This is a genomic window from Variovorax sp. SRS16, from assembly GCF_901827165.1.
In the GTDB taxonomy this organism is placed as follows: Bacteria; Pseudomonadota; Gammaproteobacteria; order Burkholderiales; family Burkholderiaceae_C; genus Variovorax.
The window spans coordinates 3,116,701-3,141,758 of the sequence record NZ_LR594666.1 but is presented as its reverse complement, the minus strand read 5'-3'; the positions used below and the strand labels follow the sequence as shown (position 1 = coordinate 3,141,758).

27 protein-coding genes are annotated in these 25,058 nt (G+C 67.8%); 18 read left to right on the top strand and 9 right to left on the bottom strand.

Translation table 11 applies throughout. The features are described from left to right. The first annotated feature begins 136 nt into the window (after positions 1 to 136). Together E5P2_RS15235 and E5P2_RS15230 are read left to right on the top strand one after the other, a co-directional pair. Positions 137 to 1,072 (top strand): hypothetical protein, encoded by a 936-nt coding sequence (locus E5P2_RS15235; protein WP_162567973.1) that lies wholly within the window; start codon positions 137 to 139, stop codon positions 1,070 to 1,072. A gap of 13 nt (positions 1,073 to 1,085) precedes the next feature. Next, positions 1,086 to 1,424, top strand: coding sequence for a hypothetical protein (locus E5P2_RS15230; RefSeq protein ID WP_232080713.1), 339 nt, complete (start codon positions 1,086 to 1,088; stop codon positions 1,422 to 1,424). Between the two features lie 39 nt (positions 1,425 to 1,463). On the opposite strand, the gene E5P2_RS15225 is transcribed toward E5P2_RS15230, so the two are convergent. Next, on the bottom strand, positions 1,464 to 1,997 hold the full coding sequence (locus E5P2_RS15225; protein WP_162567971.1) for a GAF domain-containing protein: 534 nt from the start codon (positions 1,995 to 1,997) through the stop codon (positions 1,464 to 1,466). Between the two features lie 108 nt (positions 1,998 to 2,105). Continuing rightward, a complete protein-coding gene (locus E5P2_RS15220) occupies positions 2,106 to 2,501 on the bottom strand; it encodes an FHA domain-containing protein (protein ID WP_162567970.1) in 396 nt (131 codons plus the stop codon). A gap of 296 nt (positions 2,502 to 2,797) precedes the next feature. Between E5P2_RS15220 and E5P2_RS15215 the strand changes: the two genes are divergently transcribed. Continuing rightward, positions 2,798 to 3,169 carry a hypothetical protein gene (locus E5P2_RS15215; RefSeq protein WP_162567969.1) on the top strand — a complete coding sequence of 124 codons (372 nt, stop codon included), beginning with the start codon at positions 2,798 to 2,800 and terminating at the stop codon, positions 3,167 to 3,169. A gap of 25 nt (positions 3,170 to 3,194) precedes the next feature. Here the strand turns inward: E5P2_RS15215 and E5P2_RS15210 are convergent, their stop codons facing one another. The 3 genes from E5P2_RS15210 to E5P2_RS15200 all read right to left on the bottom strand — a co-directional run bounded on the left by E5P2_RS15210 (position 3,195) and on the right by E5P2_RS15200 (position 5,654). Further along, positions 3,195 to 3,983: an SDR family oxidoreductase gene (locus tag E5P2_RS15210; RefSeq protein ID WP_162567968.1), complete on the bottom strand. Its 789-nt coding sequence runs from the start codon at positions 3,981 to 3,983 to the stop codon at positions 3,195 to 3,197. A 49-nt stretch (positions 3,984 to 4,032) separates the two neighbouring features. After that, the gene (locus E5P2_RS15205; RefSeq protein ID WP_162567967.1) at positions 4,033 to 4,488 is read right to left on the bottom strand and encodes a hypothetical protein; all 456 of its coding nucleotides are present in this window, start codon (positions 4,486 to 4,488) and stop codon (positions 4,033 to 4,035) included. A 164-nt stretch (positions 4,489 to 4,652) separates the two neighbouring features. Continuing rightward, positions 4,653 to 5,654, bottom strand: a complete 1,002-nt coding sequence (locus E5P2_RS15200) for a LysR substrate-binding domain-containing protein (protein WP_162567966.1) — start codon at positions 5,652 to 5,654, stop codon at positions 4,653 to 4,655. Positions 5,655 to 5,696: 42 nt separating this feature from the next. Here E5P2_RS15200 and E5P2_RS15195 point away from each other — a divergent pair, with 42 nt between their 5' ends. Beyond that, the gene (locus E5P2_RS15195) at positions 5,697 to 6,665 is read left to right on the top strand and encodes a tripartite tricarboxylate transporter substrate binding protein (RefSeq protein WP_162567965.1); all 969 of its coding nucleotides are present in this window, start codon (positions 5,697 to 5,699) and stop codon (positions 6,663 to 6,665) included. 14 nt (positions 6,666 to 6,679) lie between these two features. Next, on the top strand, positions 6,680 to 7,603 hold the full coding sequence (locus tag E5P2_RS15190) for an alpha/beta hydrolase (protein ID WP_162567964.1): 924 nt from the start codon (positions 6,680 to 6,682) through the stop codon (positions 7,601 to 7,603). A 21-nt stretch (positions 7,604 to 7,624) separates the two neighbouring features. On the opposite strand, the gene E5P2_RS37760 is transcribed toward E5P2_RS15190, so the two are convergent. Continuing rightward, the gene (locus E5P2_RS37760) at positions 7,625 to 8,161 is read right to left on the bottom strand and encodes a DUF4124 domain-containing protein (protein ID WP_162567963.1); all 537 of its coding nucleotides are present in this window, start codon (positions 8,159 to 8,161) and stop codon (positions 7,625 to 7,627) included. Between the two features lie 137 nt (positions 8,162 to 8,298). Between E5P2_RS37760 and E5P2_RS15180 the strand changes: the two genes are divergently transcribed. The 9 genes from E5P2_RS15180 (at position 8,299) to E5P2_RS15140 (ending at position 17,549) form a co-directional block, all read left to right on the top strand. Then, complete coding sequence (locus E5P2_RS15180; protein WP_162567962.1) at positions 8,299 to 9,279, top strand: aldo/keto reductase; 981 nt, start codon at positions 8,299 to 8,301, stop codon at positions 9,277 to 9,279. Further along, on the top strand, positions 9,276 to 10,151 hold the full coding sequence (locus E5P2_RS15175; RefSeq protein ID WP_162567961.1) for an NUDIX hydrolase: 876 nt from the start codon (positions 9,276 to 9,278) through the stop codon (positions 10,149 to 10,151). The genes E5P2_RS15180 and E5P2_RS15175 overlap by 4 nt, the downstream gene beginning before the upstream one ends. A gap of 200 nt (positions 10,152 to 10,351) precedes the next feature. Then, on the top strand, positions 10,352 to 12,070 hold the full coding sequence (locus tag E5P2_RS15170; RefSeq protein WP_162567960.1) for a glycosyltransferase family 39 protein: 1,719 nt from the start codon (positions 10,352 to 10,354) through the stop codon (positions 12,068 to 12,070). Then, positions 12,067 to 12,456, top strand: coding sequence for an SMR family transporter (locus E5P2_RS15165; protein WP_162567959.1), 390 nt, complete (start codon positions 12,067 to 12,069; stop codon positions 12,454 to 12,456). The genes E5P2_RS15170 and E5P2_RS15165 overlap by 4 nt, the downstream gene beginning before the upstream one ends. 17 nt (positions 12,457 to 12,473) lie before the next feature. Continuing rightward, positions 12,474 to 13,604, top strand: coding sequence for a DegT/DnrJ/EryC1/StrS family aminotransferase (locus tag E5P2_RS15160; RefSeq protein ID WP_162567958.1), 1,131 nt, complete (start codon positions 12,474 to 12,476; stop codon positions 13,602 to 13,604). 68 nt (positions 13,605 to 13,672) lie between these two features. Continuing rightward, positions 13,673 to 14,608 carry a glycosyltransferase gene (locus tag E5P2_RS15155; protein ID WP_162570502.1) on the top strand — a complete coding sequence of 312 codons (936 nt, stop codon included), beginning with the start codon at positions 13,673 to 13,675 and terminating at the stop codon, positions 14,606 to 14,608. Then, positions 14,605 to 15,558: a formyltransferase gene (locus tag E5P2_RS15150; RefSeq protein ID WP_162567957.1), complete on the top strand. Its 954-nt coding sequence runs from the start codon at positions 14,605 to 14,607 to the stop codon at positions 15,556 to 15,558. Before E5P2_RS15155 ends, E5P2_RS15150 begins: the two co-directional genes overlap by 4 nt. Before the next feature lie 39 nt (positions 15,559 to 15,597). Then, positions 15,598 to 16,641, top strand: a complete 1,044-nt coding sequence (locus tag E5P2_RS15145; protein ID WP_162567956.1) for a bifunctional UDP-4-keto-pentose/UDP-xylose synthase — start codon at positions 15,598 to 15,600, stop codon at positions 16,639 to 16,641. Positions 16,642 to 16,646: 5 nt separating this feature from the next. Then, positions 16,647 to 17,549, top strand: a complete 903-nt coding sequence (locus E5P2_RS15140; RefSeq protein ID WP_162567955.1) for a 4-deoxy-4-formamido-L-arabinose-phosphoundecaprenol deformylase — start codon at positions 16,647 to 16,649, stop codon at positions 17,547 to 17,549. Here E5P2_RS15140 and E5P2_RS15135 read toward each other — a convergent pair. From E5P2_RS15135 to E5P2_RS15125, 3 genes are read right to left on the bottom strand one after another with little or no spacing between them, the layout of a single operon-like run. Continuing rightward, positions 17,534 to 18,808, bottom strand: a complete 1,275-nt coding sequence (locus E5P2_RS15135; protein WP_162567954.1) for an O-antigen ligase family protein — start codon at positions 18,806 to 18,808, stop codon at positions 17,534 to 17,536. The genes E5P2_RS15140 and E5P2_RS15135 overlap by 16 nt on opposite strands. A 16-nt stretch (positions 18,809 to 18,824) precedes the next feature. Beyond that, positions 18,825 to 19,166: a DUF202 domain-containing protein gene (locus E5P2_RS15130; RefSeq protein ID WP_162567953.1), complete on the bottom strand. Its 342-nt coding sequence runs from the start codon at positions 19,164 to 19,166 to the stop codon at positions 18,825 to 18,827. After that, positions 19,163 to 19,516 carry a YidH family protein gene (locus tag E5P2_RS15125; protein ID WP_162567952.1) on the bottom strand — a complete coding sequence of 118 codons (354 nt, stop codon included), beginning with the start codon at positions 19,514 to 19,516 and terminating at the stop codon, positions 19,163 to 19,165. The genes E5P2_RS15130 and E5P2_RS15125 overlap by 4 nt, the downstream gene beginning before the upstream one ends. Before the next feature lie 311 nt (positions 19,517 to 19,827). On the opposite strand from E5P2_RS15125, the gene E5P2_RS15120 reads away from it, so the two are divergent. From E5P2_RS15120 to E5P2_RS15105, 4 genes are read left to right on the top strand one after another with little or no spacing between them, the layout of a single operon-like run. Further along, complete coding sequence (locus tag E5P2_RS15120; RefSeq protein WP_232080712.1) at positions 19,828 to 21,144, top strand: MFS transporter; 1,317 nt, start codon at positions 19,828 to 19,830, stop codon at positions 21,142 to 21,144. 12 nt (positions 21,145 to 21,156) lie between these two features. Then, on the top strand, positions 21,157 to 22,611 hold the full coding sequence (locus E5P2_RS15115) for an NAD-dependent succinate-semialdehyde dehydrogenase (RefSeq protein ID WP_162567951.1): 1,455 nt from the start codon (positions 21,157 to 21,159) through the stop codon (positions 22,609 to 22,611). A gap of 31 nt (positions 22,612 to 22,642) precedes the next feature. Continuing rightward, positions 22,643 to 24,079, top strand: coding sequence for a Rieske 2Fe-2S domain-containing protein (locus E5P2_RS15110; RefSeq protein WP_162567950.1), 1,437 nt, complete (start codon positions 22,643 to 22,645; stop codon positions 24,077 to 24,079). A 16-nt stretch (positions 24,080 to 24,095) separates the two neighbouring features. Further along, positions 24,096 to 25,055 (top strand): PDR/VanB family oxidoreductase, encoded by a 960-nt coding sequence (locus E5P2_RS15105; protein WP_162567949.1) that lies wholly within the window; start codon positions 24,096 to 24,098, stop codon positions 25,053 to 25,055. Positions 25,056 to 25,058: the final 3 nt, after the last annotated feature.

Genomic DNA, 25,058 nt, shown 5'->3' with positions numbered 1-25,058 from the left:
ATGGCCGGGACCGGTCACCCGTGCCGCCTCGCCCCATGCGCCCGGTGCCTCTCTTCGGCGATGGAAAGTTGGCTTTCTCCGCGGCTCGGACCACGGGCGCGCGTCGAATTATTGGGATGTTCGATCGCGCTAAAAAATGGCAAACTTGCTCGGCGCGATTACCTTTGGCGCGAAGGAGGCAGCTGTGCCGAAAATGGTCGTTGTCAACAAGGATGCCAGGTTGTGGGCGTTTTTATTTGAGCGCGAAGGATTCGAGGTCGACCGTGTCGAAGAAATCGAAACCCTGGCCGAGGTATTCTCAATCTTAAAGAAGCCTTACGATCTGATCGCTGCGCGTTTTACCTTGCAAAACTATTGCGGTATTCGTTTTGCAGAATATGTTCACCGCCTAAGACTTCCGACAAAGCTCGTTCTCATGACAGCGAGTACCACCGTAGATGAAGTCGCGGTGTCGAAGTTCTTTGATGCTCGAATTGGAGGGAGTGCTGAACTGGGGGACGACGTCACGACTGTGAAGAAATTATTCGCACAGCCGCGGCGAAGTGAATGGCTGGCTCCTGCCGAGATAGAACGAAATATTGATACGCTCATGGGCGCGTCCTGTTTCGGCCATGGGACAAACCAGAAATTTTCCGGTCCGGCGGGGTATCGATATGGGGAGCACTACAAAGGGTCGAAAAAAGAAACTCCCACAGTCATTTATTATGGAAATCACTATGAAACCCATGCCAATGCCGTAGGAGTGGTCGGCGAAAATGCCGTTGCCAATGATTTTTCTCTTGGATGGGTTCCCGTAAGCGACGAGAGGCAGGCATATGGGGCTGCGCTCGAAGCAGAACTCAATGACCTTAAGTTCAGAGTTGGATACCTTTTCAAGAACTCATCGGAGGCATTGATTGCTATCGAACGGATAAAAAAGGCGCAGCGTGCGGCCAAGCGCGGTGAGCTGGATAATGTGGCCGAAAATTTGAAGGAATCCGATCTCATTTCAAATGCGGCAAATGAATACAGATACCTTGGCCAATTGATATTGATCAGAGACATCATAGACGGACATGCGCCTCGATTTTAAATCAGGAAAACCTATGCCGAACAATGTTTACAACACCACGGCTCAGTCCATTGGCATGATCGGAGAAAACGCCGTTGCATCAGGATTTCAAATAGGAAACTCTGGAGCAGAAACAAAAACTCTTCTCAACGAACTGGAGATGCTCCGCGCCACTTTGAGTAAAATGGCGTGCACCCCGGAGCACGAGGTTGCCGTCGGACAGGTGGCACTGGCGCAGGATGCGGCAAAAGAAGGAAATTGGAAAAGCGCAGTTGATTATTTGCGAAAATCCGGGAGTTGGGTTGCCGATGTGGCCACGAAGATAGGCGTTTCCGTCGTTGCCGATATGATCAAAAAGACCACCGGCCTTTAAAAACGGATACGCCCTATGCCTATACAGCGCAGGCGTCGATCAGGGCGAGCTTTCCTCTTGCCGGCGGGGCACTCGCACCGGATCGGCGCCGCGGCCGTGTGTCCGCAGGGTTTCACCCGCGGCCAGCACGCCGGCCACGTCCTGCATCAATGCGATGTCGATCTGGCCCGGATCGCGCGGCACGAAGTCGTAGTGGCACAGGGTGCCGAGCATGGCGCCATTCGCGTCCATCACCGGCACACCGCAATAGGCGACCAGGGATTCACGCTCGGGACGATGCTGCAGGCGTGAATCCGTCAGCGCATCGGCGGTGGCGAAGGTCTGCTTGCTGTCGCGCACATGGCTGCAATAGGTTTCGGCGTCCGCTGTTCTTCGGGCCTTGGTTGCGGTCGGGTTTTCGCGGTCGTAGTGCACCACCGCGTCGATCACGCCGTTTTCGAAGCGGAAGACACCGATGAAGCGATAGTCGGTCAGCCTCAACAGGTAGGCCAATGCTTCGCGCACGCCCTCGGCCTGGAGCGTTTCCGAAAACTGGGCGAACGCGGCCTTGGTGGAAATGATCGGTAGCTGCATGAGGACTCGCGCCAAGGGGAGCCGCAATTGTGTGCAGGTGTCACTGACGGCAGGCTGAACATTGGCGCCTGAGGCCTGGCGATGCGCCGGAGCCCCGGCGGCTTGCCTTCAGCGTGCGAGGGGCACGGTGTCGGGCGCTTCGGCGCGCCGGTCGAGGTCGACCAGCAGTCCCGGGGTCGTCATGAGTCGCAGCGCCTCGACGGCCGTGATTTCCTGGTCGCCGCCGAGGAAACGCATCTGGGAGCTTCCGATCGACAGCGTGTCGCCATGGGAAAGCGCCTGCGACGCCACCTTGACGCCGTTGACCTGCACGCCGTTGCGGCTGTTCAGATCCTTGATGGTGACCCGCGTGCCCTCCGTGATCAGGACGGCATGAAAGCGGCTGACCTGCTCATGGTCGATGACGATGTCGTTGGTCGAGGCGCGGCCGACTGTCGTCTCCGGTTCACGCAGGGCCACCTGTCTGGTGGTGGCCATGTCCGTCATCACAATCAGCTTCGGCATGCACTCTATCCCCCTCGGTTTCGGTCATCGTGCGCCTCGTACGCCGACGCCTTGTTGGGTGGCGGTAATGTAGGGTTGCATTGGCGACCCGTCATACGAGGTGTCGTATGGGCTTTGCATCGTCGATCGAATGCTCACACGCTGGATTTGATGGTAATCGGAAAACCCGTCCGGCCTGGGCAAACGGCGGCATATTTCACGCATCGCCGCAGCGGATTCGGCTCTCATGCACATTGGTTGTCGATCCCGCAAACAACTGCCTTTGCTTGCGGGCTGCGTCGCCGTAAAACCGGTGCATGTCCGGATCTCTTTTCGTTCTCACCACGGCTGCGGGGCGGGCCATCCGCAATCCGATCGACGAAGATCTCCGCCGCGCATTGGACGAAGTGTTCCAGGTGCCCGCGCCGTCCGACGATGCGGCCGAGCCGGCCGCGCTTCCCAGCACATGGTTGCGCTACGAGCAGCGGCCCGGCGTCACGCTGGTGCTCGAGGTGTATCCCGGGGGCACGGTGACCTTCGACCAATGGGCCGACGCGCACTACGCGAGGGAACTCGCACCGCCGGCGCGCCTGGGCCGCATCTCGTTCTCGCACGCGCTCGCGCTCTGGCGCGCCCTGCGCGCCGGCGACGTCGGGGCCGTGCGCTGCGAGGCCTGGGAAACGCAGTGACGTGTGCCGAAGCGCCGCGCGGCGCTCACACCACCAGCGGCACGGCCGCGCCGTCCATCGAGATGATCGCGCCGGAGATGTAGCCGGCACGTGCCGAGCTGAGGAAGACGACCGCATCGGCGATGTCTTCCGGCTTGGCGATCCGTCCGAGCGGCATGCGGGCCTGGGCATCGCGCAGCACGTCCTCCGCGCTGCGCTGCTGCAGCCGGGCTTCGGCGGCGAGGCCCTCGGCCATGCGATCGGTCAGCGTCAGCGCAGGGTTGACGGCGTTGACGCGCACGCCGTGCGGGCCGTAGGCGGCAGCGAGTCCCGCCGTGGCGAGCATCAGCGCGGCATTGGCAGCGCCACCCGCGAGATGCGTCGGGGCCGCGACCTTGCCGCCCATGCCGACGATGTTCACGATCGCGCCCGCGCCTCGCTGGCCCATGCCCTTGATCACCGGATCGATGACGTTGATGTAGGTGAAGAACTTGGCTTGCATGGCGTCCTGCCATGTCTGCGGCCGGAGTTCGCCGAAGGGCGTGCGCCGCGCGGCGCCGGCCGAATTGACCAGGATGTCGATCGGCCCCAGCGCCGCCTGTGCCGCGTCGGTCATTGCCAGCGCCGCACCGGCGTCGCACAGGTCCGCGCTGTAGCCACCGACTGCATGGCCTTCGGCGCGCAGCTGCGCCGCGGCGGCGTCGAGATGGGCCTGCGTGCGTCCGGCCAGGCTGACGCGCGCGCCTTCGCGCAGGAAGGCCCGGGCGCAGGCGAGGCCGATGCCGCGGCTGCCGCCGGTGACAAGCACGTGCTTGCCGGTGAGTTCGAGATTCATGGAGTCTTGGTGAAGGGAATTCTCGAACTCAGTGTGGCATGAAGACCATCTAGGGTTTGGGCAGGTTGCCGAAGCGCTGGAAGATGGCCGAGCCCAGGCGCTTGATCTCCATCATCGAGTCCGACTTGGGCGATTCCTCGCCGGCCAGCACCGCGGCGGCATGGCCAGCGGCATCGCTGGCGGCACGCGCGTTGGTCGAGCAGCGCGCCAGCTCGAGCTGGCGCTCGGACGAGGGCAGTTCCGCGAAGCCCTCCATCAGATCCTCGCTCACCTTCAGCGCGGCCGCTGCCGCAGTGAGGCTCATGTGGATGGCGGCACGTACGCGATTGCCGTGGTCGTTGTCTTCCTTGATCCGCAGTTCGGCTTCCTGGATGGATGCAGGCAGGCCGCCGAGGTCGGTCGGTGCGAAATAGGGCACGGCGGCAGTGCCGAGGCGCCGCCCCGCGATTACCTCTTCGATCGCCCTGCGGGCTTTCACCACCGTGTTCAGATCCGGGATTTCCATGGTTAACCTGTGTACCCCATTCATGGGAGAAGTCCGAGTGTCGGTCAGGTGTCGGGAATCTGTAGGGCTGCGCGCCCGGAAAAGTCCGGGTCTTGTTAAATCCTTGACGATTGAGGGCCTCGTCACCCTGGAGGGTGATGGAGAGTCTGGATTATTTGTTAGAACTAATTTGTTACTTTTTGCGCCGAATCGCGTAAAGCCTGCAAGACCCGGTCGAGCGCCGGGCTCGGCTCCTTCAGATCCCAGACCATGCCCACCGGCCCGACGTCGGACTTGAGGCGCAGCGGCAGGATCGACAGCGTCTTCAGGCTTGCCGGGTGATGGGCCGCGGCGCCGGACATCACGCCGATGCAGTCGGTCTCGCGCATGAGCTGCTGGTTGAGCATGCCGGAGGTGGACACGAGCCAGGGCAACGGCGGCGCGAGCCCGTGGTCGAGGAAGGTCGCATCGATGGCGCGGCGCAGAGCGGTGTCCTGCGGCGGCAGGATCCACGGATGGCGCGCCGCCCGGGTCCACGAGACCCTGGCGACGCGCAGCAGCGGATGCGTACGTCCCACGACCACGCAGTGCGGATCCTTGAAGAGCGGTTCGCAGCGCACCTGCGGGCCGAACGCGCGCTCGTCGAGACGTCCGACGATCACGTCGAGCTCGTGCCGCTCGAAGCGCGCCCACAGTCCGGCGGCGATGTCCTCCACCACCTCGATCTGCAAGGGTTCGGACTGTGCCTTGACCTCGCGCAGAGCGTGCGGCAGCAGGCCGGCGGTGGCGACCGGCATGGCGCCGATCCGCACGATCCCCTGCATTCCGGCCGACACCGATGCCAGTTCGCGCTGCAATTGCTGCGAGTCCGCAACCATGCGCCGGGCATGGCGCAACGCCACCGGAAGATGCGGGCTCGGCTGGATCTGCCGCCCCCGCACGAAAAGCGGCACGCCCAGCGCGGCCTCGATCTCCGCCAGCCATTGCGACACCGCGGGCTGGCTGACGCCGAGGGCGTCGGCCGTGCCCGTGAGACTGCCGTGCCGGTCGACGGCCAGCAGGATCTCGAGATGCCGCAGGCGCAGCCGCTGCAGGTTCAATGCCAATCGAAGGCTTGATTCAGGCATAAGCAATAGCCATGGATCCAGATGAAATGGCCGGTAGATCATTATGTCGAAGCCGGCCATGATCCGCCCGTTCGAACCACTCACCTTGCGGAGCCTGCAGCCATGAATCTTGCGAAACGGATCCTTCCGGCCCTGGCGCTCGCGCTGGCCGTGTGCGCCGGCCACGCGCAGACCTACCCGAGCCGGCCGGTTCGGCTGGTGGTGCCCTTTCCGGCCGGCGGCGGCACCGACATCGTCGCGCGCAGGATGGCGCAGCATCTGCACGAGGAGCTGGGGCAGGTCTTCATCATCGACAACAAGTCCGGCGCGAGCGGCAATATCGGCGCGGAGAGCGTCGCGCGCTCGGCGCCGGACGGCTACACGCTGATGCTGACCGCCGCGCCGTTCGCGATCGCGCCGGCGCTGTTCAAGTCGCTCGGCTTCGATCCGGTCAAGGACTTCACGCCGGTCGCCGAGGTGGCCTCGGTGCCGCTGCTCGTCGTGACCCGTGCGGATTCGCCGCTCAAGAGCATCGCCGACCTGGTCGCGGCCGCGAAGAAGGACGGCAATGCGATCAGCTATGCGAGCTTCGGCAACGGCTCCCCTCCGCACCTGGTGGGCGAGCGCATGAAGGCGCTCGCAGGCATCGGCATGACGCACGTGCCGTACAAGGGCAGCCAGGCCGCGCTGCCGGATCTGCTGTCCGGGCAGGTCGCCGTGGGCATCCTCGACGTGGTGTCGATGACGCCGCTGATCAAGTCCGGCCGGCTTCGCGCGCTCGCCATCACCGGCCCGCAACGCACGCCGGTTCTGCCGGACGTGCCGACATTGACGCAGGCCGGAATCCCGTTCGATACCGTCGGCTGGTATGCGATGTTCGGACCCGCGGGCATGGATCCGGCGATCACCGCGCGGCTCAACGGTGCCGTCAACAAGGTCATGGCCCGGCCCGACATGCGCAGCCTGCTATTGGCGAGCGGTTCGCTGTCGGTCGATCCGGCGCCGACGGCCGCGCAATGGGCCGCGGCCTTCAAGGACAACGTGCAGGTCTGGGGCGAGGTGGCGCGCGCGTCCGGCGCCTCGGTCGAGTGAGCGCGAGGCCGTCCGTGAACGGTTCTCCTGCATCGCTCGATGCGGCAGCCATGACGAATGCCTCCGCCGAGATCGTCCGCGACGTGGTCTATGGACACGGCCTGGTGCACCGCGCCCGGCCCGGCGGACCGGTGCCGCGTGCGTTGAAGCTGGATCTCTATCTGCCGGCGCGGCACGCGCACGCCGCGCCGCGGCCTGCGTTGATCATGGCCTTCGGCGGCGCCTTCCATCGCGGCTCCAAGGAGAACGATGCGTTCGAAGCCGAAGGCGGCAACACCTCCGTGGCCGACTACTGCCTTCGCTTCGCCCGGCGCGGCTACGTGGCATGCGCCATCGACTACCGGCTGGTGACCGAAGATCCGGAGCCGGGCACGACCCCGGTGGTGTCGGCACCCGAGCGCATTCCGACCTCGCGCACGGACGTCGTGCGCCGCATCATGAATCTGCCGCCCGCCACGTCCGACATGCTGTGGCGCGGCATCGAAGCGGCGAGCGACGACATGGCCGAGGCGGTGCGCTTCGTTCGCAGCCGGGCGGCCGAATGGCACGTGGATCCGGCGCGGGTCGCGCTCGGCGGCTTCTCCGCCGGCGCACGCACGGCGCTGAATGTCGCGTTCGGCGAGAAGGTGCCGGTGTCGGCCGTCGTGGCGCTCTCGGGCTTCATGGATCGCGCGGACCTGCAGCGGCATCTGAGCGGATTCGATGGCGGGCCGGCGGTGCTGCTGGTGAGCGCCGAGAACGACCTCGACTACATCGCCGAGGCGACGCCCGGCCTGGTCGCCCAGTTGCGCGCTGCCGGGCTGCACTGCGAGCTTCTGGACGTCCCGGGCGCCGGGCATTTCTACCAGGCCGATGCGGTCGCGGTCCATGACGCGCATGGCGCGACCACCGTGGAGCGGGCGATGGCCGGGTTCCTGCGGCGCACGCTGGGCGGGTAGCGCGCGCCGCCACGCGCCGCCTCAGTGGCAGATCACCGTGGTGCCCACCGGCTGGCAGGTCTTGCCGCCGGGACCCTGGTAGCGGTCCAGCTGTCCGGCGCGGTTGTAGTGGTTGCCCTGGGTGTCCCGGCAACCCGTCCTGTCGCAGTCGCGCAGCCGTGGCCGCATGTCGCGCGGCGGCAGAGGCCGGCGGTAGGCTCCGGGGTAGCCATCGCCGTCGCCCGCCCCGGGGTCGTCGCCGCGTGAATCGATGACGACCGGGCCTGCGGGCGCTTGCTGCGGTGGCGGCGGCATTGGCGGTGCGACGACCGGCGCCTGCTCTCGCCGCGGCGCATCCGCGTAGGGGCCGTCGACGCTTCCTGCGGCTTGGCCCTGCCCGGATTCGTCAGGCGTCTGGACGGCCGGCGGCGTCGCTACGCGTCCCACCTGCCGTGCACCCGCCGGACACGCGCCGTCCGTGTAGCTCACGTTGCCGGCCGCATCGGCACAGCGGATCACCTCGGCGCTGCACGGCAGGCCGAGCATGAGCAGGATCGCGACGGGAAGAAGGTGGCGCATGAAGCGCCCATTGTGCCGCCGTGGCCTTCGGCGGACCGATCGGCGTGCGGCTATCGAACGTTGCCGCGCACGGGCCGCTCAGCGCGAAACAGACTTCGGCGCCAGAATGCAAGGCTTCAACCGAAGTCCCGACCCTCATGGAATACATACGCCTCGGCCGCACCGGCCTCAAGGTCTCCAGGCTCTGCCTCGGCTGCATGACCTACGGCGAGCCGCAGCGCGGCGCGCACGAATGGACATTGCCCGAGGACGCGAGCCGCCCGCTGATCCGCCAGGCGATCGAGGCCGGCATCAATTTCTTCGACACCGCCAACGTCTATTCGGACGGCACCAGCGAGGAGATCCTGGGCCGCGCACTGTGCGATTTCGCGCGCCGCGAGGAAGTGGTGATCGCCACCAAGCTCCATGGCGCGATGCGCAAGGATCCCAACGCGCGAGGCCTGTCGCGCAAGGCGGTGATGACCGAGATCGACCTGAGCCTGAAGCGCCTGGGCACGGACTATGTCGATCTCTACCAGATCCACCGCTTCGACTACACGACGCCGATCGAGGAAACGCTGGAAGCGCTGCACGACGTGGTGAAGGCCGGCAAGGCGCGCTACATAGGCGCTTCCTCCATGTACGCCTACCAGTTCTGCAAGGCGCTGCAGCTGGCCGAGCGGCACGGCTGGACGCGTTTCGTCTCGATGCAGAACCACTACAACCTGATGTACCGCGAGGAAGAGCGCGAGATGATGCGTCTGTGCACGGAGGAGGGCATCGGCGTCATTCCATGGAGCCCGCTGGCGCGCGGCCGCCTCACGCGCGACTTCGATGCCACGACCTTCCGCACGCAGACCGACAAGTTCGGCCAGGGCCTGCACAAGCATCTGGGCGATGCCGACCGGCGCGTCGTCGATGCGGTCGCGGCGGTGGCGGCGGCACGCGGTGTGCCGCGCGCGCAGGTGGCGCTGGCCTGGGTCGCGCACAAGCCGCCGGTGACCGCGCCGATCATCGGCGCCTCCAAGGCCTCGCACCTGACGGACGCGGTGGCCGCGCTGTCGCTGCAGTTGAGCGCGGAGGAAGTCGCAGCGCTCGAGGCGCCCTACGTGCCGCACGATGTGGCGGGTTTCTCTTGAGCGCCGTCCCGTCCGCAGCCCCGGCCCCGAGCCTGCGGCCTTCGTCCACGCTGATCCTGCTGCGCGATGCGTCACAGGGCCTGGAAGTGCTGATGCTCAAGCGCCACGGCCAGTCGGCGGTGCTGGGTGACACCTTCGTGTTTCCCGGCGGCAAGGTCGATGGCGACGACGTGCGGCTCGACGCCGCGCGGCATCTCGACGCCAGCGTGCAGACGCTGCATGCGCGGCTCGGCGAACCGGAGATCGATGCCGCCACCGCGGCCGGCTTCTATGTCGCCGCGCTGCGCGAGGCCTTCGAGGAAGCGGGCCTGCTGCTGGCCGAGGGGCTGTCGCCCGAAGCTTGCACCGAGGCCCGTGCGCGTCTCGGAAGCGGCGTCGCGTTCAATGCCCTGGTGGCCGAACTGGGCCTGCGCCTGCAGGTCGATGCTTTGGCGCCGTGGTCGCGCTGGATCACGCCGGTGCGTTCCGTCAACAAGCAGCGCTTCGACACCCGCTTCTTCGTCGCCAGGACGCCCGCGCAGGGCATCGTGCGCCACGATGGGCACGAAACCACCGAAGCGGCGTGGCTGCGTCCGCGCGCCGCGCTCGAGACCTACTGGGACGGCGGGATGGCGCTGGCGCCGCCGCAGATCATGACGCTCGCGCATCTCGCGCGCCACGACGCGGTCGATGCCGCGCTCGCCGATGCAAGGTCGCGCCTGCCCGCGCTGGTGGCGCCGTGTGTTCTGGGCGAAGGCGACACGCTCGCGATGTGCTATCCCGGCGACCAGGAACATCCGGTCCGGCGGCGCGCCATGCCCGGCCCGTTGCGGCTGCTGGTGCGCGGCAAGCGCTACGAACCGCAAGGCGGCTTCGATGCGTTCTTCGCCTGAGCGCCTGGCTTGCTGACTGTGCAAGTCAGGCTCCCTTAAGTCCTTGTTAAGCAAGCTCTGCGAGCATCGACGGTTTTCGACGGGGTGGCCTGGGAGGGGATGTCGTCGTCCCGACGATATATGCTCGGCGCCTTGATTCAGAAGGATCGGCCTCCGTTCCAAGCCACGGCGCGACCAGCGAACGCGCCCGCAAACAATTCATGACTGAAGATCCGATCACCGCGACCTCGACCCGCGCCTCGGCCGGGAGGCCTGCGGCACCGGCGGCGCGCAACACCGCGACCGCATCGCGCTGGCTCCTTGTCTGGCTGGGGCTCCTGGCGCTGGTCTGGTTCGCCAGCCTCGGCACCCGCTCGCTGGTCCATCCGGACGAGGGCCGCTATGCCTCCCTGGCGCTCGAGATGGCGCGCGGCGGCGACTGGGTGACGCCGCGGCTCAACGGACTGCTGTATTTCGAGAAGCCCGCGCTGCAGTACTGGATCGGCGCGTTGAGTTTCCTCACCTTCGGCGTCAACGAATTCGCCGCGCGCCTCTGGCCGGGGATTGCAGGCTTCCTCACGGTGCTCGCGGTCGGCTTCACCGCCGGCCGCCTGTGGGGCCGCGAGGCCGGCATCCGCGCGCTGGCCATCGCCGCATCGACCACCTGGATCGTCGTCAACAGCCATTACCTCACGCTCGACGCCGGCCTCACGTTGTTTCTCACGCTGGCGCTGTGCGCCGTGCTGCTGGCCGACCACGCAGGTGCGGATGCGCGCACGCGCCGCCGATGGATCTGGCTCGCGTGGGCCGCGATGGCCGGTGCGGTGCTGAGCAAGGGCCTGGTCGGCATCGTGATTCCTGGCGCGGTGCTGGTTTTCGTCAGCCTGTGGCGGCGCGACTTCAGCCTCTGGCGCCGCATGCACTGGCTGTCGGGCCTGCTGATCTTCTTCGTGCTGACGGCGCCCTGGTTCGTGCTGGTCTCGCTGCGCAATCCGGGCTTCGCGCAGTTCTTCTTCATCCACGAGCATTTCACGCGCTACCTGACCGAGGAGCATCAGCGCGAAGGCGCGTGGTGGTACTACCTGCCGTTGCTTCTCGCCGGCATGCTGCCTTGGACCGGTGCGTTGCCGTGGCTGCTGCAGGACGGCCGGTCCGCGGCCGATCGCAGCGCGCGCCGGGTCACACCGCGCCATGTGCTGATCGTGTGGTCGGTGTTCGTGCTCGCGTTCTTCAGCGCGTCGGGCTCCAAGCTGCCCTCGTACATCCTGCCGATGTTCCCGGCGCTGGCGCTGCTGCTGGCGTTCCGGCTGCGCGACGTGCCTGCGGCCGTGCTGCGCTGGCATCTGCTGGTGCCGGCGCTGGCCTGGGTCATCGTGCTCGTGGCGTCCACGCAGAGCGCGCGTTTCGCATCGCCCGCGACGCCGGCCGAAGTGCTGGCGCCGCTGGCCTCGGCGGCGCGCGTGGGCGGCGCGCTGTTTCTCGTCGGCGCCGCTGTTGCATGGCGGTTCCTCGGCAATGGCCGCATCACGGCCGCGGTGCTCAGCCTGGCGCTGGGGCATTTCGCTGCTACCACGGTGGTGCTGCAGGCCCACAATGACTTCGGCCAGCTCAAGAGCGCTGCGTCGCTGGCCGCCGTGGTGCGGCCGCTGCTCGATGCCGACACCCCTGTCTTCGCCGTTCGAACCTATGACCAGACCTTGCCTTTCTACCTCCAGCGCAACGTGGTGCTGGTCGACTACGTGGACGAGTTCGCCCTCGGCGAGCAGCGCGAGCCCGGCCGCACGATCGCCACGCTCGACGACTTCATGGCCCGATGGCGAGCCCTGCCTCACGCGGCGGCCTACATGAGCCCGCTGACGTGGGTCGAACTGCACGAGCGCGGCCTGCCCATGCGCGTCGTGTTCCAGGATCTGAGGCGGCTGGTGGTGGTCAAGCCATGAAGGTGTTCGATTTCGTCTGGATCCTCAGCGGCGTGCTGCTCAACGCGGTGGCGCAGCTGCTGCTCAAGGCGGGCGCCGCGAGCGCGGGAGAGATCACGCTCGCGTCCGGCGCGCCCGCGCTCTGGCGCACCGCGCTCGGGCTGGCGCAGCATCCCGCGATCCTCGGCGGCCTGACCTGCTACGCAGTGAGCGTGGTCGTGTGGATCATCGCGCTGTCACGCGTCGAGGTCAGCATCGCCTATCCCATGCTGTCGATCGGCTATGTCCTCAATGCCGTGCTCGCCTGGTGGCTGTTCGGCGAGGACCTCAATGCGCAGCGCTGGCTCGGCATCGGCGTGATCATCGTTGGCGTGGTGCTGGTGGCGCGCAGCGGGAGCCACACATGAGTTTCGAGAATGCTTCCATGAACGCATTGCCCTTTCTTCCCTTCACCCGGCCCTCGATCGACGAGCGCACGATCGCCGAAGTCGGCGACGTGCTGCGCTCGGGCTGGATCACCACCGGCCCGAAATGCCAGGCGCTGGAAGCCGCGCTGTCCGAGCGCCTCGGCGGCCGGCCGGTGCGGCTCGTCAACTCGGGCACCGCATCGCTCGAACTGGCCTTGCGGCTGTGCGGCATCGGGCCCGGCGACGAGGTCATCACCACGCCGCTCAGCTGGGTCGCCACGGCCAACGTGGTGCTGGCCGTCGGCGCGACGCCCGTGTTCGTCGATGCGGATGCGGCCACGCGCAACATCGACCTCGAGCGCATCGAGGCTGCGCTGACGCCGCGCACGCGGGCGCTGATCCCGGTCGACCTGGCCGGCCTGCCGGTCGATCGCGACCGGCTCTACGCGCTCGCCCGCCGGCACTCGCTGCGGGTGGTCGAGGATGCGGCGCAATCCTTCGGCGCCCACTGGCACGGCCGCGAGATCGGCAGCTTCGGCGACCTGGTCTCGTTCAGCTTCCATGCCAACAAGAACTTCACCTCGGCCGAAGGCGGCTGCCTCGTGCTCAACAACGACGAGGAGGCGCGCGCCTTCGAGAAGCTGCGGCTCCAGGGCGTGACCCGGCTGCCCGACGGCGGCCTCGAGGTCGAGGCCTGGGGCGCGAAGGCCAACCTCACCGACGTGGCGGCGGCCATCGGCCTGGGCCAGTTGCGGCAGGTCGACGATTTCTCCGCGCGCCGGCGCGTGCTGGCGCGCCGCTACTTCGCGCGCTGGGACGCATCGCTCGGTTTCGAGCTGCCGCCCGTCGACCCGGAGAACCACGGCAACTGGCACATGTTCCAGCCGCTGCTGCCGCGCAGCCTCGCGGCGCGCCGCGGCGACTTCATCGCGGCGATGAAGGCCCAGGGCATCGGCGTCGGCGTGCACTATCCCGCCATGCATCTTTTCTCGCTGTTCCGCGCACGCGGTCATGCAGCGGGCGATTTCCCCGTGGCCGAGGACATCGGCGCGCGCACCGTGACGCTGCCCCTGTTCCCCGCGATGGCCGATGCCGACGTGGACCGCGTCTGCGCGGCCGTGACGGCGGCGGTCGCCGCACTGCGCTGAAGCCGAGGCCGACGATGACAATGCACGATGCGGTCCAGCTCGAGAGCGCGCAACTCACCGACACCGCCATGCGGGCGACGCTGAGCGTCGTGATCCCGGTCTACAACGAGGAGGCCGGCCTGGCGGCGCTGTTCGCGCGGCTCTATCCGGCGCTCGATGCGCTGGGCATCGGCTATGAGATCGTCTTCATCGACGACGGCAGCCGCGACCGTTCTCCAGCGCTGCTGGCCGCGCAGTTCGAGAGTCGCCCCGATGTCACGCGCGTGATCCTGCTCAACGGCAACTTCGGCCAGCATCGCGCGATCCTCGCGGGCTTCGAGCATTGCCGCGGCGAGCGTGTCGTCACGCTCGATGCCGACCTGCAGAATCCGCCCGAGGACATCCGGCTCCTGCTCGAGGCGATGGACCAGGGCTACGACTATGTCGGCTCGATCCGCCAGGACCGGCAGGACTCCGCATGGCGTCGCTGGGCTTCGCGCGCGATGAACCATCTGCGCCATCGCCTCACGCGCATCGCGATGACCGACCACGGCTCGATGATGCGCGCCTACAGCCGCAACGTGGTGCAGCTCATCAACCAGTGCAACGAGATGAACACCTTCATCCCGGCGCTGGCCTACCAGTTCGCCAGGAACCCGGTCGAGGTGGTGGTGGGCCACGAGGCGCGCCATGCGGGCGAGTCCAAGTATTCGCTGTACAGCCTGATCCGGCTCAACTTCGATCTGGTCACCGGCTTCTCGCTGGTGCCGCTGCAGGCCTTCTCGATGCTCGGCATCGTGGTCTCGCTGTTGTCGGGACTGCTGTTCCTGGTGCTGGCCGGCCGGCGGCTGGTGCTGGGGCCGGAGGAGGGCGGCGTGTTCACGCTGTTCGCGCTGCTGTTCCTCTTGGTCGGCCTCGCGCTGTTCGGCATCGGCCTCCTGGGCGAGTACATCGGGCGCATCTACCAGGAGGTGCGGGCACGCCCGCGCTATGTGATCAATGCCATCCTGGAGCGCAAGCCATGACCGATCTCCGCCGACCCGCACTTGCCATCGTGTTCGCATACCACGACGTCGGCGTGCGCTGCCTGCGCGTGCTGCTCGACGCCGGCGTCGAGGTGCCGCTGGTCATCACCCATGAAGATGCGCCCGGCGAGACGATCTGGTTCGGCAGCGTCGCCGCGGTCGCCGCCGAGTACGGCGTGCCTTGCGTCACGCCCGCCGATCCGCATGCGCCGGAGCTGATCGAAAAGGCGCTCGCGATCCGGCCCGACTTTGTGTTCTCGTTCTACTACCGGCAGATGCTTCGGCCCGAATGGCTGACGCTGCCGCGGCGCGGCGCCTTCAACATGCACGGCTCGCTGCTGCCGCGCTACCGTGGCCGCGCGCCGGTCAACTGGGCCGTCATCCACGGCGAGAGCGAGACCGGCGCCACGCTGCACCGCATGAACGAGAAGCCCGACAACGGCGCGATCGTCGACCAGTGTGCCGTGCCGATCCTTGCCAACGACACCGCGCGCGAGGTGTTCGCCAAGGTCACGGTCGCGGCCGAGATCGTCATGGCGCGCAGCCTGCCGGGCCTGATCGACGGCACCTCGATGGAGCATCCGCAGCGCCTGTCGCTCGGGCGCTACTTCGGCGGCCGCCGGCCCGAGGACGGGCGCATTCCCTACGACGCCGATGCGGCGCAGATCCACAACCTCGTGCGCGCGCTCGCGCCGCCCTATCCGGCGGCCTTCGTGCAGATCGCAAAGAAGCGCGTCTTCATCGAGCGCACCCTGCGCGCACCGGCTTCGCCCGAGGTGCCGGGCAAGGGCCTGCGGCTGGCGAGCGACGGCACTTCGCTGTGGCTCGTCGCGGCCGACGGCAGCGCCTTGCGCGTGCTGGCGGCGCGCTGCGACGGCGACGCACAGGCGCTCGCCGCGCACGACTTCGAATCCCGCTTCGGCGCCCGCTGCATCGCGGTCGACGCCTGAGGGATTTCCCTTTTCTGTTTTCCTGAACGATTGCCTTCCATGCTCAAAGTCCTGATCCTCGGCGTCAACGGTTTCATCGGCCACCATCTCACGCGCCACATCATGGAGAACACCGACTGGCAGGTCCACGGCATGGACATGCAGTCGGACCGCGTCGCGCCCTGGCTCGGGCATCCGCGCTTCCACTTCTTCGAGGGCGACATCACGATCAACAAGGAGTGGATCGAATACCACGTCAAGAAGTGCGACGTGGTGCTGCCGCTGGTCGCGATCGCGACGCCGGCGACCTACGTGCGCGAACCGCTGCGCGTGTTCGAACTCGACTTCGAGGCCAACCTGCCGATCGTGCGGCAGTGCCTGCGCTACGGCAAGCGCGTGGTGTTCCCTTCGACCAGCGAGGTCTACGGCATGTGCGCCGACGAAGCCTTCGATCCCGAAGCCTCGAACCTGGTCTACGGCCCGATCAACAAGCCGCGCTGGATCTATGCCTGCGCCAAGCAACTGATGGATCGCGTGATCCATGCCTACGGCCAGGAGCAAGGCCTGCGCTACACGCTGTTCCGGCCCTTCAACTGGATCGGCCCCGGCCTCGACAGCCTGCACGCGCCGAAAGAGGGATCGAGCCGCGTGATCACCCAGTTCCTCGGCCACATCGTGCGCGGCGAGCCGATCCGGCTGGTCGACGGCGGCAGCCAGCAGCGCGCCTTCACCGCGATCGGTGACGGCATCGCGGCGTTGGTGAAGATCATCGCCAACGAGGGCGGCATCGCCGACCGCAAGATCTACAACATCGGCAATCCCGGCAACAACCACTCGATCCGCGCGCTCGCCGGGATGATGCTGGACCTCGCGAAGACGCTGCCCGAATACCGCGAGGCCGCCGAGCGCGTCGAGCTGATCGACATCGCGTCCGAGGACTACTACGGCAGCGGCTACCAGGACGTGCTGCAGCGCGTGCCCGACATCCGCAACACCATCGCCGATCTCGCCTGGGCGCCCAGGGTCGGCATGCAGGAAGCATTGGCCGAGCTCTTCGCGTACTACCGCGACGAAGCCGCCGCCGCCGTCGACCTGGTGCCCTGAGCGCGATGGCGCGCATCGCACTGAAGGTCGACGTCGACACCTGGCGCGGCACCCGCGAAGGCGTGCCGGCGCTGGTGAGGCTGCTGAGCGCGGCCCAGGCCGGCGCGAGCTTTCTCTTCAGCCTCGGGCCGGACCACACGGGCCGCGCGATCCTGCGCGTGCTGCGCCCCGGCTTCCTGCAGAAGGTGTCGCGCACCTCGGTGGTCGAGCACTATGGCCTGCGCACGCTGCTCTATGGCAGCCTGCTGCCGGGCCCGGACATCGGCCGGCGCGAGGCCGCGACCTTGCGCAGCGTGCGCGATGCCGGCTTCGAGGTCGGCGTGCACTGCTGGGACCATGTGCGCTGGCAGGACCACCTGCTGCGGCACGACGAGGCCTGGGCCCTGCGCGAAATGCGCCGCGCGACCGAGCGCCATGCCGAGGTCTTCGGTTCGCCGCCGCGGGTGCATGGCGCGGCGGGCTGGCAATTCAACGAAGGCGCGGCGCGGGCCGAGGCCTTGCTCGGCATCGCATTCGCATCCGACGCGCGCGGCACCCATCCCTTCGTGCCGGTCGCGGGGGACGGCAGCGTCATCGGGCCGCCGCAGTACCCGACCACGCTGCCGACGCTCGACGAGCTGATCGGCGTCGACGGCATCACGGCGGACAACGTGCACGAGCCGCTGCTCGCACGGACCGAGCGCACGGTGCAAGACCAGGTCTACACGCTGCATGCGGAGCTGGAGGGCATGAAGCTGCTGCCGGTGTTGGAGCGCCTCGTCGCCGGCTGGCGCGCGCAGGGGCATGCGCTGGTGTCGGTGGGCGCGCTGCACGATGCGCTGCGCGGCACGGTTCTGCCGCGCGAGCGCATCGCGCTCGGCACGGTGCCGGGCCGGTCCGGCCTGCTGGCCGTTCAGCGCGCGGACTGAGCGAACACGCCCCGCCACGGGTTGCCGGACGCGTGCGCCAGGCGCAGGTAGACGAAGGCGATCCACGGCAGGCTGAGTCCGATCGCGGCATCGCGCAGCGCCGAATTGACGCTGGTGGCGACGCACAGGATCAGCAGCGCGACGAAGGCCAGCCGGCCGGTGAGGTCGCGCCGTCGCCACGCGACCACCAGGCCCGTCGCCATGATCGCCGCCAGGATCAGCAGGCCAGGCACGCCGGTCTCCGCGCCCATCCACAGGAAGTCGTTGTGCGGCATGCTGTAGTCGTAGAGCAGCTTCGGGCCGCGCCGATGCCATTCGGGCGTCCAGCTGCCGAGGCCGCCGCCGGCCAGCGGATGGTCGAGCATCATGCGCGTGGTCTCGCGGTACATGTAGAAGCGCACCACCCAGCTGCCTTCGGACACGGCGCCGGCTTCGGCGGCCTCGAGCTCCTGCACGCCGAGCCTGAGCTTGTCCTGCATCGAAGGCGCATTCCAGACCAGCGTGCCGGCCACCACGGCGCCGACGCAGAGCGCGACGGCCAGCACGCGCAGACGGCCGCGCCATTGGTGCACGCAGGCCGCGAAGAGTGCCAGCAGCAGGCCCAGCAGCGAGGTGCGCGACGGCAGCGTGAAGGTCGCGATCGCACCGGCCGCGACCGTCACCGCGAAGGCCGGAACGGCCCAGTGCCAGCGATCGCGGGTGTCGTTCAGATGCGCCAGGCCGACGACCGCCGCCGACGCGCCGAGCAGCGCGAACAGCAGCGCGTCGTTGATGGACTTGTTGCCCTTCATCACCGTCACGTTGTGCCAGAGCGGCAGATCGGGCAGACCCGTGGTGTGCGCCAGCACGATCGCGATCAGCGCGAACAGCGCAGCGAGCAGGAACCCGCGCAACGCCCAGACGGCTTCTTCGACCGCCAGCAGCACCGGGATCGCCAGCGTGGCTGCGATGCGCAGGTCGTGCCAGAGGCTCAGCGCCGTCTCGGGATGGTGCGGCCGCAGCGCCAGCACCACCAGCGTCCAGGCCACCCAGGCCAGCAGCGGCCAGCGCAGCGGATCCGCGCGCAGCCGCATCGCACGCGCGCGCCAGCGCGAACGCGCGCAAAGCAGCGCGACGATCGTCAGTCCGAGCCCGAGGTAGTTGAGGCCGACGGGCATGAAGACCACGCAGCCCCACAGGAAGGCGGCGGCCTGGACGAAACGGGAAGGCGACGAGGGAAAGGCGCCGGCGTTGTCCGGCCTGCTCGCGGGTGTGTCCATCGTCGCCGGCACGGGCTCAACCCGCGACGATGGCGGCCATGCCGGTGGCGCACGCGATCAGCGTGACGACTGCGACCGCCGCGACCGCATTGGCCGATGGCGCGGTCGGGCCGCGGCCGTCCAGCAGGCGCCGCCGGCGCCAGACGCCGTAGAGCATGGCGGCCACCGAAGCCATCAGCAGTGCGAAGGCCAACGCAGTGATCGGCGTCTCCCGGTCGACCCAGCCCGAGCGCAGCGCGAGCAAGGCATTGACGAAGATCGACAGCGCGGTGCGGTTCCACGACAGCGCGGTGCGCTCGGCCTGCAGGCCTGCATCGCGGGCGCGCGGCGCCGCGGCGTCCGCAGGAGCGGCTGTCATTTCCGCAGCAGCAGGAAGGCGATGACCGCGGCGACCCCGAGGATGGACGCGGCGATCACCGGGATGGCCATCGTGCCCGGCAGCCGGCGCGCATGGCGCATCGCGATCTCGTTGGCGCGCCAGCGCGCGTACGCCATGGCGCAGAGCAGGGCGGCGATCGCGCTGAGCGCGATGGCGAGCAGCTCGACGACGAGGTGCGACGCGAGCCTGGTGGAGAACTGGTCGAGCAGCACCCCGCCGGCCAGCAGGGCGAGCGCGGTGCGGATCCACGCGAGGAAGGTGCGCTCGTTGGCCAGCGAGAACCTGTAGTCCGGTTCTGCGCCCTCCTGGCGCCATCGTGGTTCACGCATCACAGGATCTCCTCTTTCATGTTGTTCGATTCAGTTTGGCATTCCGGACCGCGTGCCGATCCGCGGCGACGAGTCTACGACGCGCAGGCCGCGCACTCCTGCAGTCGAAACGGGCGATCGACCTATAGGACCAGGGGAAAGTCCTGTATAGGACACCATTGAAGCTTGGTCCTATAGAGGACTACAGTTCATGCATCCACCCGAAACCGCAACGCGAACGACAGGAGAATGCATGAACGCCCCCACTGAGCGCCTTCCATCCGAGGCCCGCCGGCCTTCGCTGACCGTCCCGAATCGCGCAGGAGGCCGCCATGTCCCGCGTTGAGAACTCCCCGCTGCGGGGCTGGATCGTGACCATCATGCTGGCACTGTTCATGGTGATCAACTTCATGGACAAGGCGATCCTCGGCATCGTCGCCAAGCCGCTGATGGCGGAGCTGCACATCCAGCCGGCCGAGTTCGGCCTGATCGCCAGCAGCTTCTTCCTGCTGTTCTCGATTTCGGCGATCTGCTTCGGTTTCATCGCCAACCGCATGTCGTCCAAGATGGTGCTGCTGATCCTGGCGGCGATCTGGGGCCTCTCGCAGTTTCCGCTGGCCTTCGCCGCCTCGGTGCCGCTGCTGTTCTTCTCGCGCATCCTGCTCGGCGTGGGTGAAGGCCCGGCGTATCCGCTGGCGCTGCATGCCTGCTACAAGTGGTTTCCGAACGACCGGCGCAACCTGCCGTCGGCGGTCATCTACCAGGGCGTGACCCTCGGCCTGCTGATCTCCGGCCCGATCCTGACCTTCATCCTGGTCCGCTACAGCTGGCATGCGGCCTTCATGACGCTGGCCGTCGCGAGCCTCGTCTGGATGGTGGTGTGGTTCATCCTCGGCGCCGAGGGCCGGGTGACCAGCGACAGCGAGACCCGCGTCCATCTGTCGCACACCGCGCATGTGTCGTACCGCACGCTGCTGACCGACAAGACCTTCCTCGGCAACATGGCGCTGTACTGGACCACCTACTGGATCTTCGCGCTGATGTTCACGTGGATCCCCTCGTACCTCAGCACGGTGCTGAACTACAGCCCCACCGAGACCGGCTGGATGTTCATGCTCTTCACCGGCATCAACGTGCCGATCGTGCTCGGCGGTTCCTGGCTGTCGCAGTTCCTGCTCAAGCGCGGCGTGGCTTCGGTGCGTGCGCGTGCAGGGCTGAGCTGCATCTTCGTGCTGGTCGGCGGGCTGTTCATCTGCCTGTCGCTGTTTGCCGTCCAGCAGCCCTTGCTGAAGGTGATCCTGCTGGCGATCGGCTGCAACCTGCCGCAGCTCACCTTCGTGCTGAGTTCGACCATCGTGGCCGAGATCATTCCGGACGCCCAGCGCTCGGGGATGATGTCCGTCAACAGTGCCCTCGCCACCACCGGCGGCCTGATCGCGCCGGCCCTGATGGGGCGTTTCATCCAGAGCGCCGCCACGCCGGCCGCGGGCTACGACACCGGCTTTCTCGTCGCAGCCATCCTGGCCATCGCCGTGAGCGTGATCGGCTTTCTCATCATCAATCCGGAAGCGAGCAAGCGCCGCTTCGCCGCCCGGGCCCTGCCTGCGACGCCACGGGTCCGTCCCGCCGGTGCCGCGCTGGCGAAATAAACCGAGGATTCCATGAGCAACACCGCCTACCCGACCCAACTCGCCCTGTGCATCGCCGGCGAATGGCGCGGTACCGAAGGCCGCGACGTCGCTGCGGTCGTCAACCCGGCCACCGGCCGGCCGATCGGCCAGCTGCCGATGGCGACCGAGCGCGATATCGACGACGCGCTGCGCGCGGCACACGAAGCCTTCCCGGCCTGGTCGCAAACCAGCGCCTGGCAGCGCGAGACGGTGCTGCGGCGCGCCGCGGCGCTGATCGAGGAACGCCGCGCCACGCTGGCCGAGATCCTCACGCTCGAGAACGGCAAGCCGCTCGCCGATTCGAACGGCGAACTGGACCGCGTCGTCGAAGCCATCCTGTATTGCGCGGAGGAGGGCAAGCGTGCCTACGGCCGCATCCTGCCGCCGCGCTTGCGCCTGCTGTCGCAATCGACGCTGAAGCGTCCGGTCGGGCCGGTGGCGGCCTTCGTGCCCTGGAACTTTCCCGCCTTCCTGGCCGCCCGCAAGATCGCCGCCGCGCTGGCCGCCGGCTGCACCGTCGTGCTCAAGCCGGCGGAAGAGACGCCCGCCATCTGCATCGAGCTGGTTCGCGCCTTCATCGACGCCGGTGTGCCCGGCGGCGCGCTCAACCTGCTGTTCGGCGTGCCGGCGCAGATCTCCGAGAAGCTGATCGCCTCGCCGGTGATCCGCAAGATCTCCTTCACCGGCTCGGTGCCCGTCGGCCGGCTGCTCGCCACGATGGCGTCGCAGCAGCTGAAGCCCGCGACGATGGAGCTGGGCGGCCACGCGCCGGTGGTGGTGTTCGACGATGTCGACGTCGACCGCGTTGCGCAGGCCTGCGTCGCCTTCAAGTTCCGCAATGCCGGCCAGGTCTGCCTGTCGCCCAGTCGCTTCTACGTGCATGCGCGCGTGGCGCCGGCCTTCACCGAGCGCTTCGTCGCGCTGGCGAAGGCGCTGCGCGTCGGCGACGGCATGGCGCCTGGCACGCAGATGGGTCCGCTGAACAACGAGCGCCGCCTGCGCGCGGCCGAGAGCCTGGTCGAGGACGCCCGCGAGCGCGGCGCCCGCATCGCCGCCGGCGGCGAACGCATCGGCCACCAGGGCTGGTTCTTCCCGCCGACGGTGCTCACCGACGTGGCCGAGTCCTCGCGCATCCTGAGCGAAGAGCCGTTCTGCCCGGTGGCGCCGATCATGAGCTTCGAGTCCTTCGACGAGGTGATCGCACGCGCCAACGGCGTCGATGTCGGCCTCGCCGCGTACGCCTTCACCAACCAGCTCGAACGTGCGGCCGAATTCGCCGAGCGCATCGAGGCCGGATGGATCGGCATCAACAACTTCACCCCGTCGCTGGCGGACGCGCCGATCGGCGGCGCCAAGGACAGCGGACTCGGCTACGAAGGCGGTCCGGAAGGGCTCGACGCCTATTTCCACACCCGCTTCGTCAGCCAGTCGAGCGTCGTCGTCTGATCAACCCGAACATTCCAAGCAAAGGAGAACCATGAGCACTTCAACCCATAACGTCGTGGCCAAGCCCATCCGATTCAACGGCTATCTCAAGCGCGACGTGCCGGCCCACGACGCCGAACTCACCAGCACCGATGCCGGCACGCCGATGGGCGAGCAGATGCGCCTGTACTGGCAGCCCGTGTGCCTGTCGTCGGAACTCGCCGATGTGCCCAAGGCCATCCGCATCATGGGCGAGGACCTGGTCGCGTTCCGCGACAAGAGCGGCGACGTCGGCGTGCTGCACCGCCATTGCTCGCACCGCGGCGCCTCGCTCGAATACGGCGTGATCGCCGAGCACGGCATCCGCTGCTGCTACCACGGCTGGCACTACGCCGTCGACGGCAGCCTGCTGGACGCGCCCTGCGAGGCCGACGCCACGCGGCTGAAGCAGACGGTGTGCCACGGCGCCTATCCTGCGTTCGAGCGCGACGGCCTGGTCTTCGCCTACATGGGGCCGCCCGACAGGAAGCCGCCATTCCCCGAGTACGACACGTACACCCGGCCCGCCGACACGAAGATGGTGCCGTTCTCGAACGTCTATCCGTGCAACTGGCTGCAGGTGTACGAGAACATCATGGACCACATGCACACGGCCGTGCTGCACAACCACATGACGGTGGAGGGCGTCGACCAGGCGACCGCCGACGGCGTCTCGCTCGAGGGCTTCGGCGACATGCCGGTCATGCAGTGGGAAGCCACGCGCAACAACAACGGCATGGTCTTCATCGCCGGCCGCCGCCTGCCCGACAACAAGGTCTGGGTGCGCATGACCGAGATGATCTTCCCGAACTACCTGCAGATCGGCTCGCTGGTGCCGACCGCGGCGCGCGAACGCCACTCGACGTCCTCCTGCACGCGCTGGAGCGTGCCGGTCGACGACACGCACATGATCATCTTCGGCTTTCGCCACTTCAACAGCGAAGTGGATCCGGACGGCATCGGCTGCGAAGCCGACTGCGGCGTCGACAAGATCGACTTCCTGGTCGGCCAGACCGGCAACCGCAGCTACGACGAAGGCCAGCGCGCGCCCGGCGACTGGGAAGCGCTGGTGAGCCAGCGGCCGATCGCGGTCCACGCGCTCGAGCATCCCGGCTCGTCCGACGTCGGCGTGTACATGCTGCGCAAGCTGCTGCGCGACATGGTGCGCGGCAAGACGCCGGCCGACACGCTGCACGCGCAGCTGAGCGCCGCCGGCGAACCCCTGCCGCTGTACTCGCAGGATTCGGTGCTCGACGTGCCGGAATTGCCCTCGGCGGAAGACCGCAAGCTGATCCTGAGCCTGGGCAAGCGCGTGTTCGAGGCCATGCGTTCGGCCGACCCGCTGCCTGCCGACGAGCGCGATGCCCATGTGCGCCGGCAGCTCGACCTGATCGAGCGCAGCGCCGCGGCGCCCGCGGCCGCGCAGCAGGCCGAGCGCGCCACCACCTGAGGCCAGGGAGTCCGACATGCTGACACTGCGCGTTCGTTCCATCACCTACGAGGCCGAAGGCATCCTGTCCTTCGAACTCGTGGACCCCCGTGGCGCAGAACTGCCGGCATTCGACGCGGGCGCGCACATCGATGTCCACGTGCCGGGCGGATTGACGCGCCGCTACTCGCTGTGCGATCCCCCGTGGGAGCGCGATCACTACCGCATCGCGGTGCTCGACGTGCCGCACGGCCGCGGCGGGTCGCGCGCGATGCACGAGCGCGTGCATGCGGGCGACCTGATCGAGGTGTCGGAGCCGCACAACTTCTTTCCGGTCGCACCGGACGCGCGCCACGCCATCCTGCTGGCAGGCGGCATCGGCATCACGCCGATCATGGCCATGGTCGCGCAGATGCGCCGTGCCGGCCAGAGCTTCGAGCTGCACTACTGCGCGCAGACCCCGGAGCGCACCGCCTTCACGCGCCGCTTCGCGAGCGAGATCGAGGCGGGCAGGGCGCGGCTGCACCACGACGGCGGCGACCCTCGCCGAGGCCTGGACATCGCCAGCGTGCTGGCCAGTCCGGGCGCGGGAACGCATCTCTACTTCTGCGGGCCCGGCGGCTTCATGTCGGCGGTGCGCGCGGCCGCCGAGCACTGGCCGCAGGGCACGGTGCACTTCGAATATTTCGGTGCCGACCCGAGTCCCTCCGCCGCGGCGACGACCACCGGCGGGCCCGAGGGTGCCGAGGTGGTGCTGGAGCGCTCGAACCGGACCCTGCGCGTCGATCCCTCGCAGTCGATCCTGCAGGCGGTGCGCGATGCCGGCATCGAATGCGAGTCTTCGTGCGAGGCCGGCATGTGCGGCACCTGCCGCGTGCGCTATGTCGGCGGCACGCCGGAACACAACGACTATGTGCTGAGCGATGAGGAGCGGCGCGAGTTCGTCCTCATCTGCTGCGCGCGGGTCGCGCAGGGACCGCTGGTCCTGGACCTCTAGAAA

What these genes read in the sequence shown, in the direction of transcription:
- E5P2_RS15170 (WP_162567960.1), top strand. Translation starts at nt 10,352, where the DNA reads ATGACTGAAGATCCGATCACCGCGACCTCGACCCGCGCCTCGGCCGGG.
- E5P2_RS15230 (WP_232080713.1), top strand. Translation starts at nt 1,086, where the DNA reads ATGCCGAACAATGTTTACAACACCACGGCTCAGTCCATTGGCATGATC.
- E5P2_RS15195 (WP_162567965.1), top strand. Translation starts at nt 5,697, where the DNA reads ATGAATCTTGCGAAACGGATCCTTCCGGCCCTGGCGCTCGCGCTGGCC.
- E5P2_RS15110 (WP_162567950.1), top strand. Translation starts at nt 22,643, where the DNA reads ATGAGCACTTCAACCCATAACGTCGTGGCCAAGCCCATCCGATTCAAC.
- E5P2_RS15130 (WP_162567953.1), bottom strand. Translation starts at nt 19,166, where the DNA reads ATGACAGCCGCTCCTGCGGACGCCGCGGCGCCGCGCGCCCGCGATGCA.
- E5P2_RS15145 (WP_162567956.1), top strand. Translation starts at nt 15,598, where the DNA reads ATGCTCAAAGTCCTGATCCTCGGCGTCAACGGTTTCATCGGCCACCAT.
- E5P2_RS15160 (WP_162567958.1), top strand. Translation starts at nt 12,474, where the DNA reads ATGAACGCATTGCCCTTTCTTCCCTTCACCCGGCCCTCGATCGACGAG.
- E5P2_RS15115 (WP_162567951.1), top strand. Translation starts at nt 21,157, where the DNA reads ATGAGCAACACCGCCTACCCGACCCAACTCGCCCTGTGCATCGCCGGC.
- E5P2_RS15200 (WP_162567966.1), bottom strand. Translation starts at nt 5,654, where the DNA reads ATGGCCGGCTTCGACATAATGATCTACCGGCCATTTCATCTGGATCCA.
- E5P2_RS15105 (WP_162567949.1), top strand. Translation starts at nt 24,096, where the DNA reads ATGCTGACACTGCGCGTTCGTTCCATCACCTACGAGGCCGAAGGCATC.
- E5P2_RS15125 (WP_162567952.1), bottom strand. Translation starts at nt 19,516, where the DNA reads ATGCGTGAACCACGATGGCGCCAGGAGGGCGCAGAACCGGACTACAGG.
- E5P2_RS15150 (WP_162567957.1), top strand. Translation starts at nt 14,605, where the DNA reads ATGACCGATCTCCGCCGACCCGCACTTGCCATCGTGTTCGCATACCAC.
- E5P2_RS15180 (WP_162567962.1), top strand. Translation starts at nt 8,299, where the DNA reads ATGGAATACATACGCCTCGGCCGCACCGGCCTCAAGGTCTCCAGGCTC.
- E5P2_RS37760 (WP_162567963.1), bottom strand. Translation starts at nt 8,161, where the DNA reads ATGCGCCACCTTCTTCCCGTCGCGATCCTGCTCATGCTCGGCCTGCCG.
- E5P2_RS15135 (WP_162567954.1), bottom strand. Translation starts at nt 18,808, where the DNA reads ATGGACACACCCGCGAGCAGGCCGGACAACGCCGGCGCCTTTCCCTCG.
- E5P2_RS15205 (WP_162567967.1), bottom strand. Translation starts at nt 4,488, where the DNA reads ATGGAAATCCCGGATCTGAACACGGTGGTGAAAGCCCGCAGGGCGATC.
- E5P2_RS15235 (WP_162567973.1), top strand. Translation starts at nt 137, where the DNA reads ATGGCAAACTTGCTCGGCGCGATTACCTTTGGCGCGAAGGAGGCAGCT.
- E5P2_RS15225 (WP_162567971.1), bottom strand. Translation starts at nt 1,997, where the DNA reads ATGCAGCTACCGATCATTTCCACCAAGGCCGCGTTCGCCCAGTTTTCG.
- E5P2_RS15120 (WP_232080712.1), top strand. Translation starts at nt 19,828, where the DNA reads ATGTCCCGCGTTGAGAACTCCCCGCTGCGGGGCTGGATCGTGACCATC.
- E5P2_RS15165 (WP_162567959.1), top strand. Translation starts at nt 12,067, where the DNA reads ATGAAGGTGTTCGATTTCGTCTGGATCCTCAGCGGCGTGCTGCTCAAC.
- E5P2_RS15215 (WP_162567969.1), top strand. Translation starts at nt 2,798, where the DNA reads ATGTCCGGATCTCTTTTCGTTCTCACCACGGCTGCGGGGCGGGCCATC.
- E5P2_RS15155 (WP_162570502.1), top strand. Translation starts at nt 13,673, where the DNA reads ATGCGGGCGACGCTGAGCGTCGTGATCCCGGTCTACAACGAGGAGGCC.
- E5P2_RS15220 (WP_162567970.1), bottom strand. Translation starts at nt 2,501, where the DNA reads ATGCCGAAGCTGATTGTGATGACGGACATGGCCACCACCAGACAGGTG.
- E5P2_RS15210 (WP_162567968.1), bottom strand. Translation starts at nt 3,983, where the DNA reads ATGAATCTCGAACTCACCGGCAAGCACGTGCTTGTCACCGGCGGCAGC.
- E5P2_RS15140 (WP_162567955.1), top strand. Translation starts at nt 16,647, where the DNA reads ATGGCGCGCATCGCACTGAAGGTCGACGTCGACACCTGGCGCGGCACC.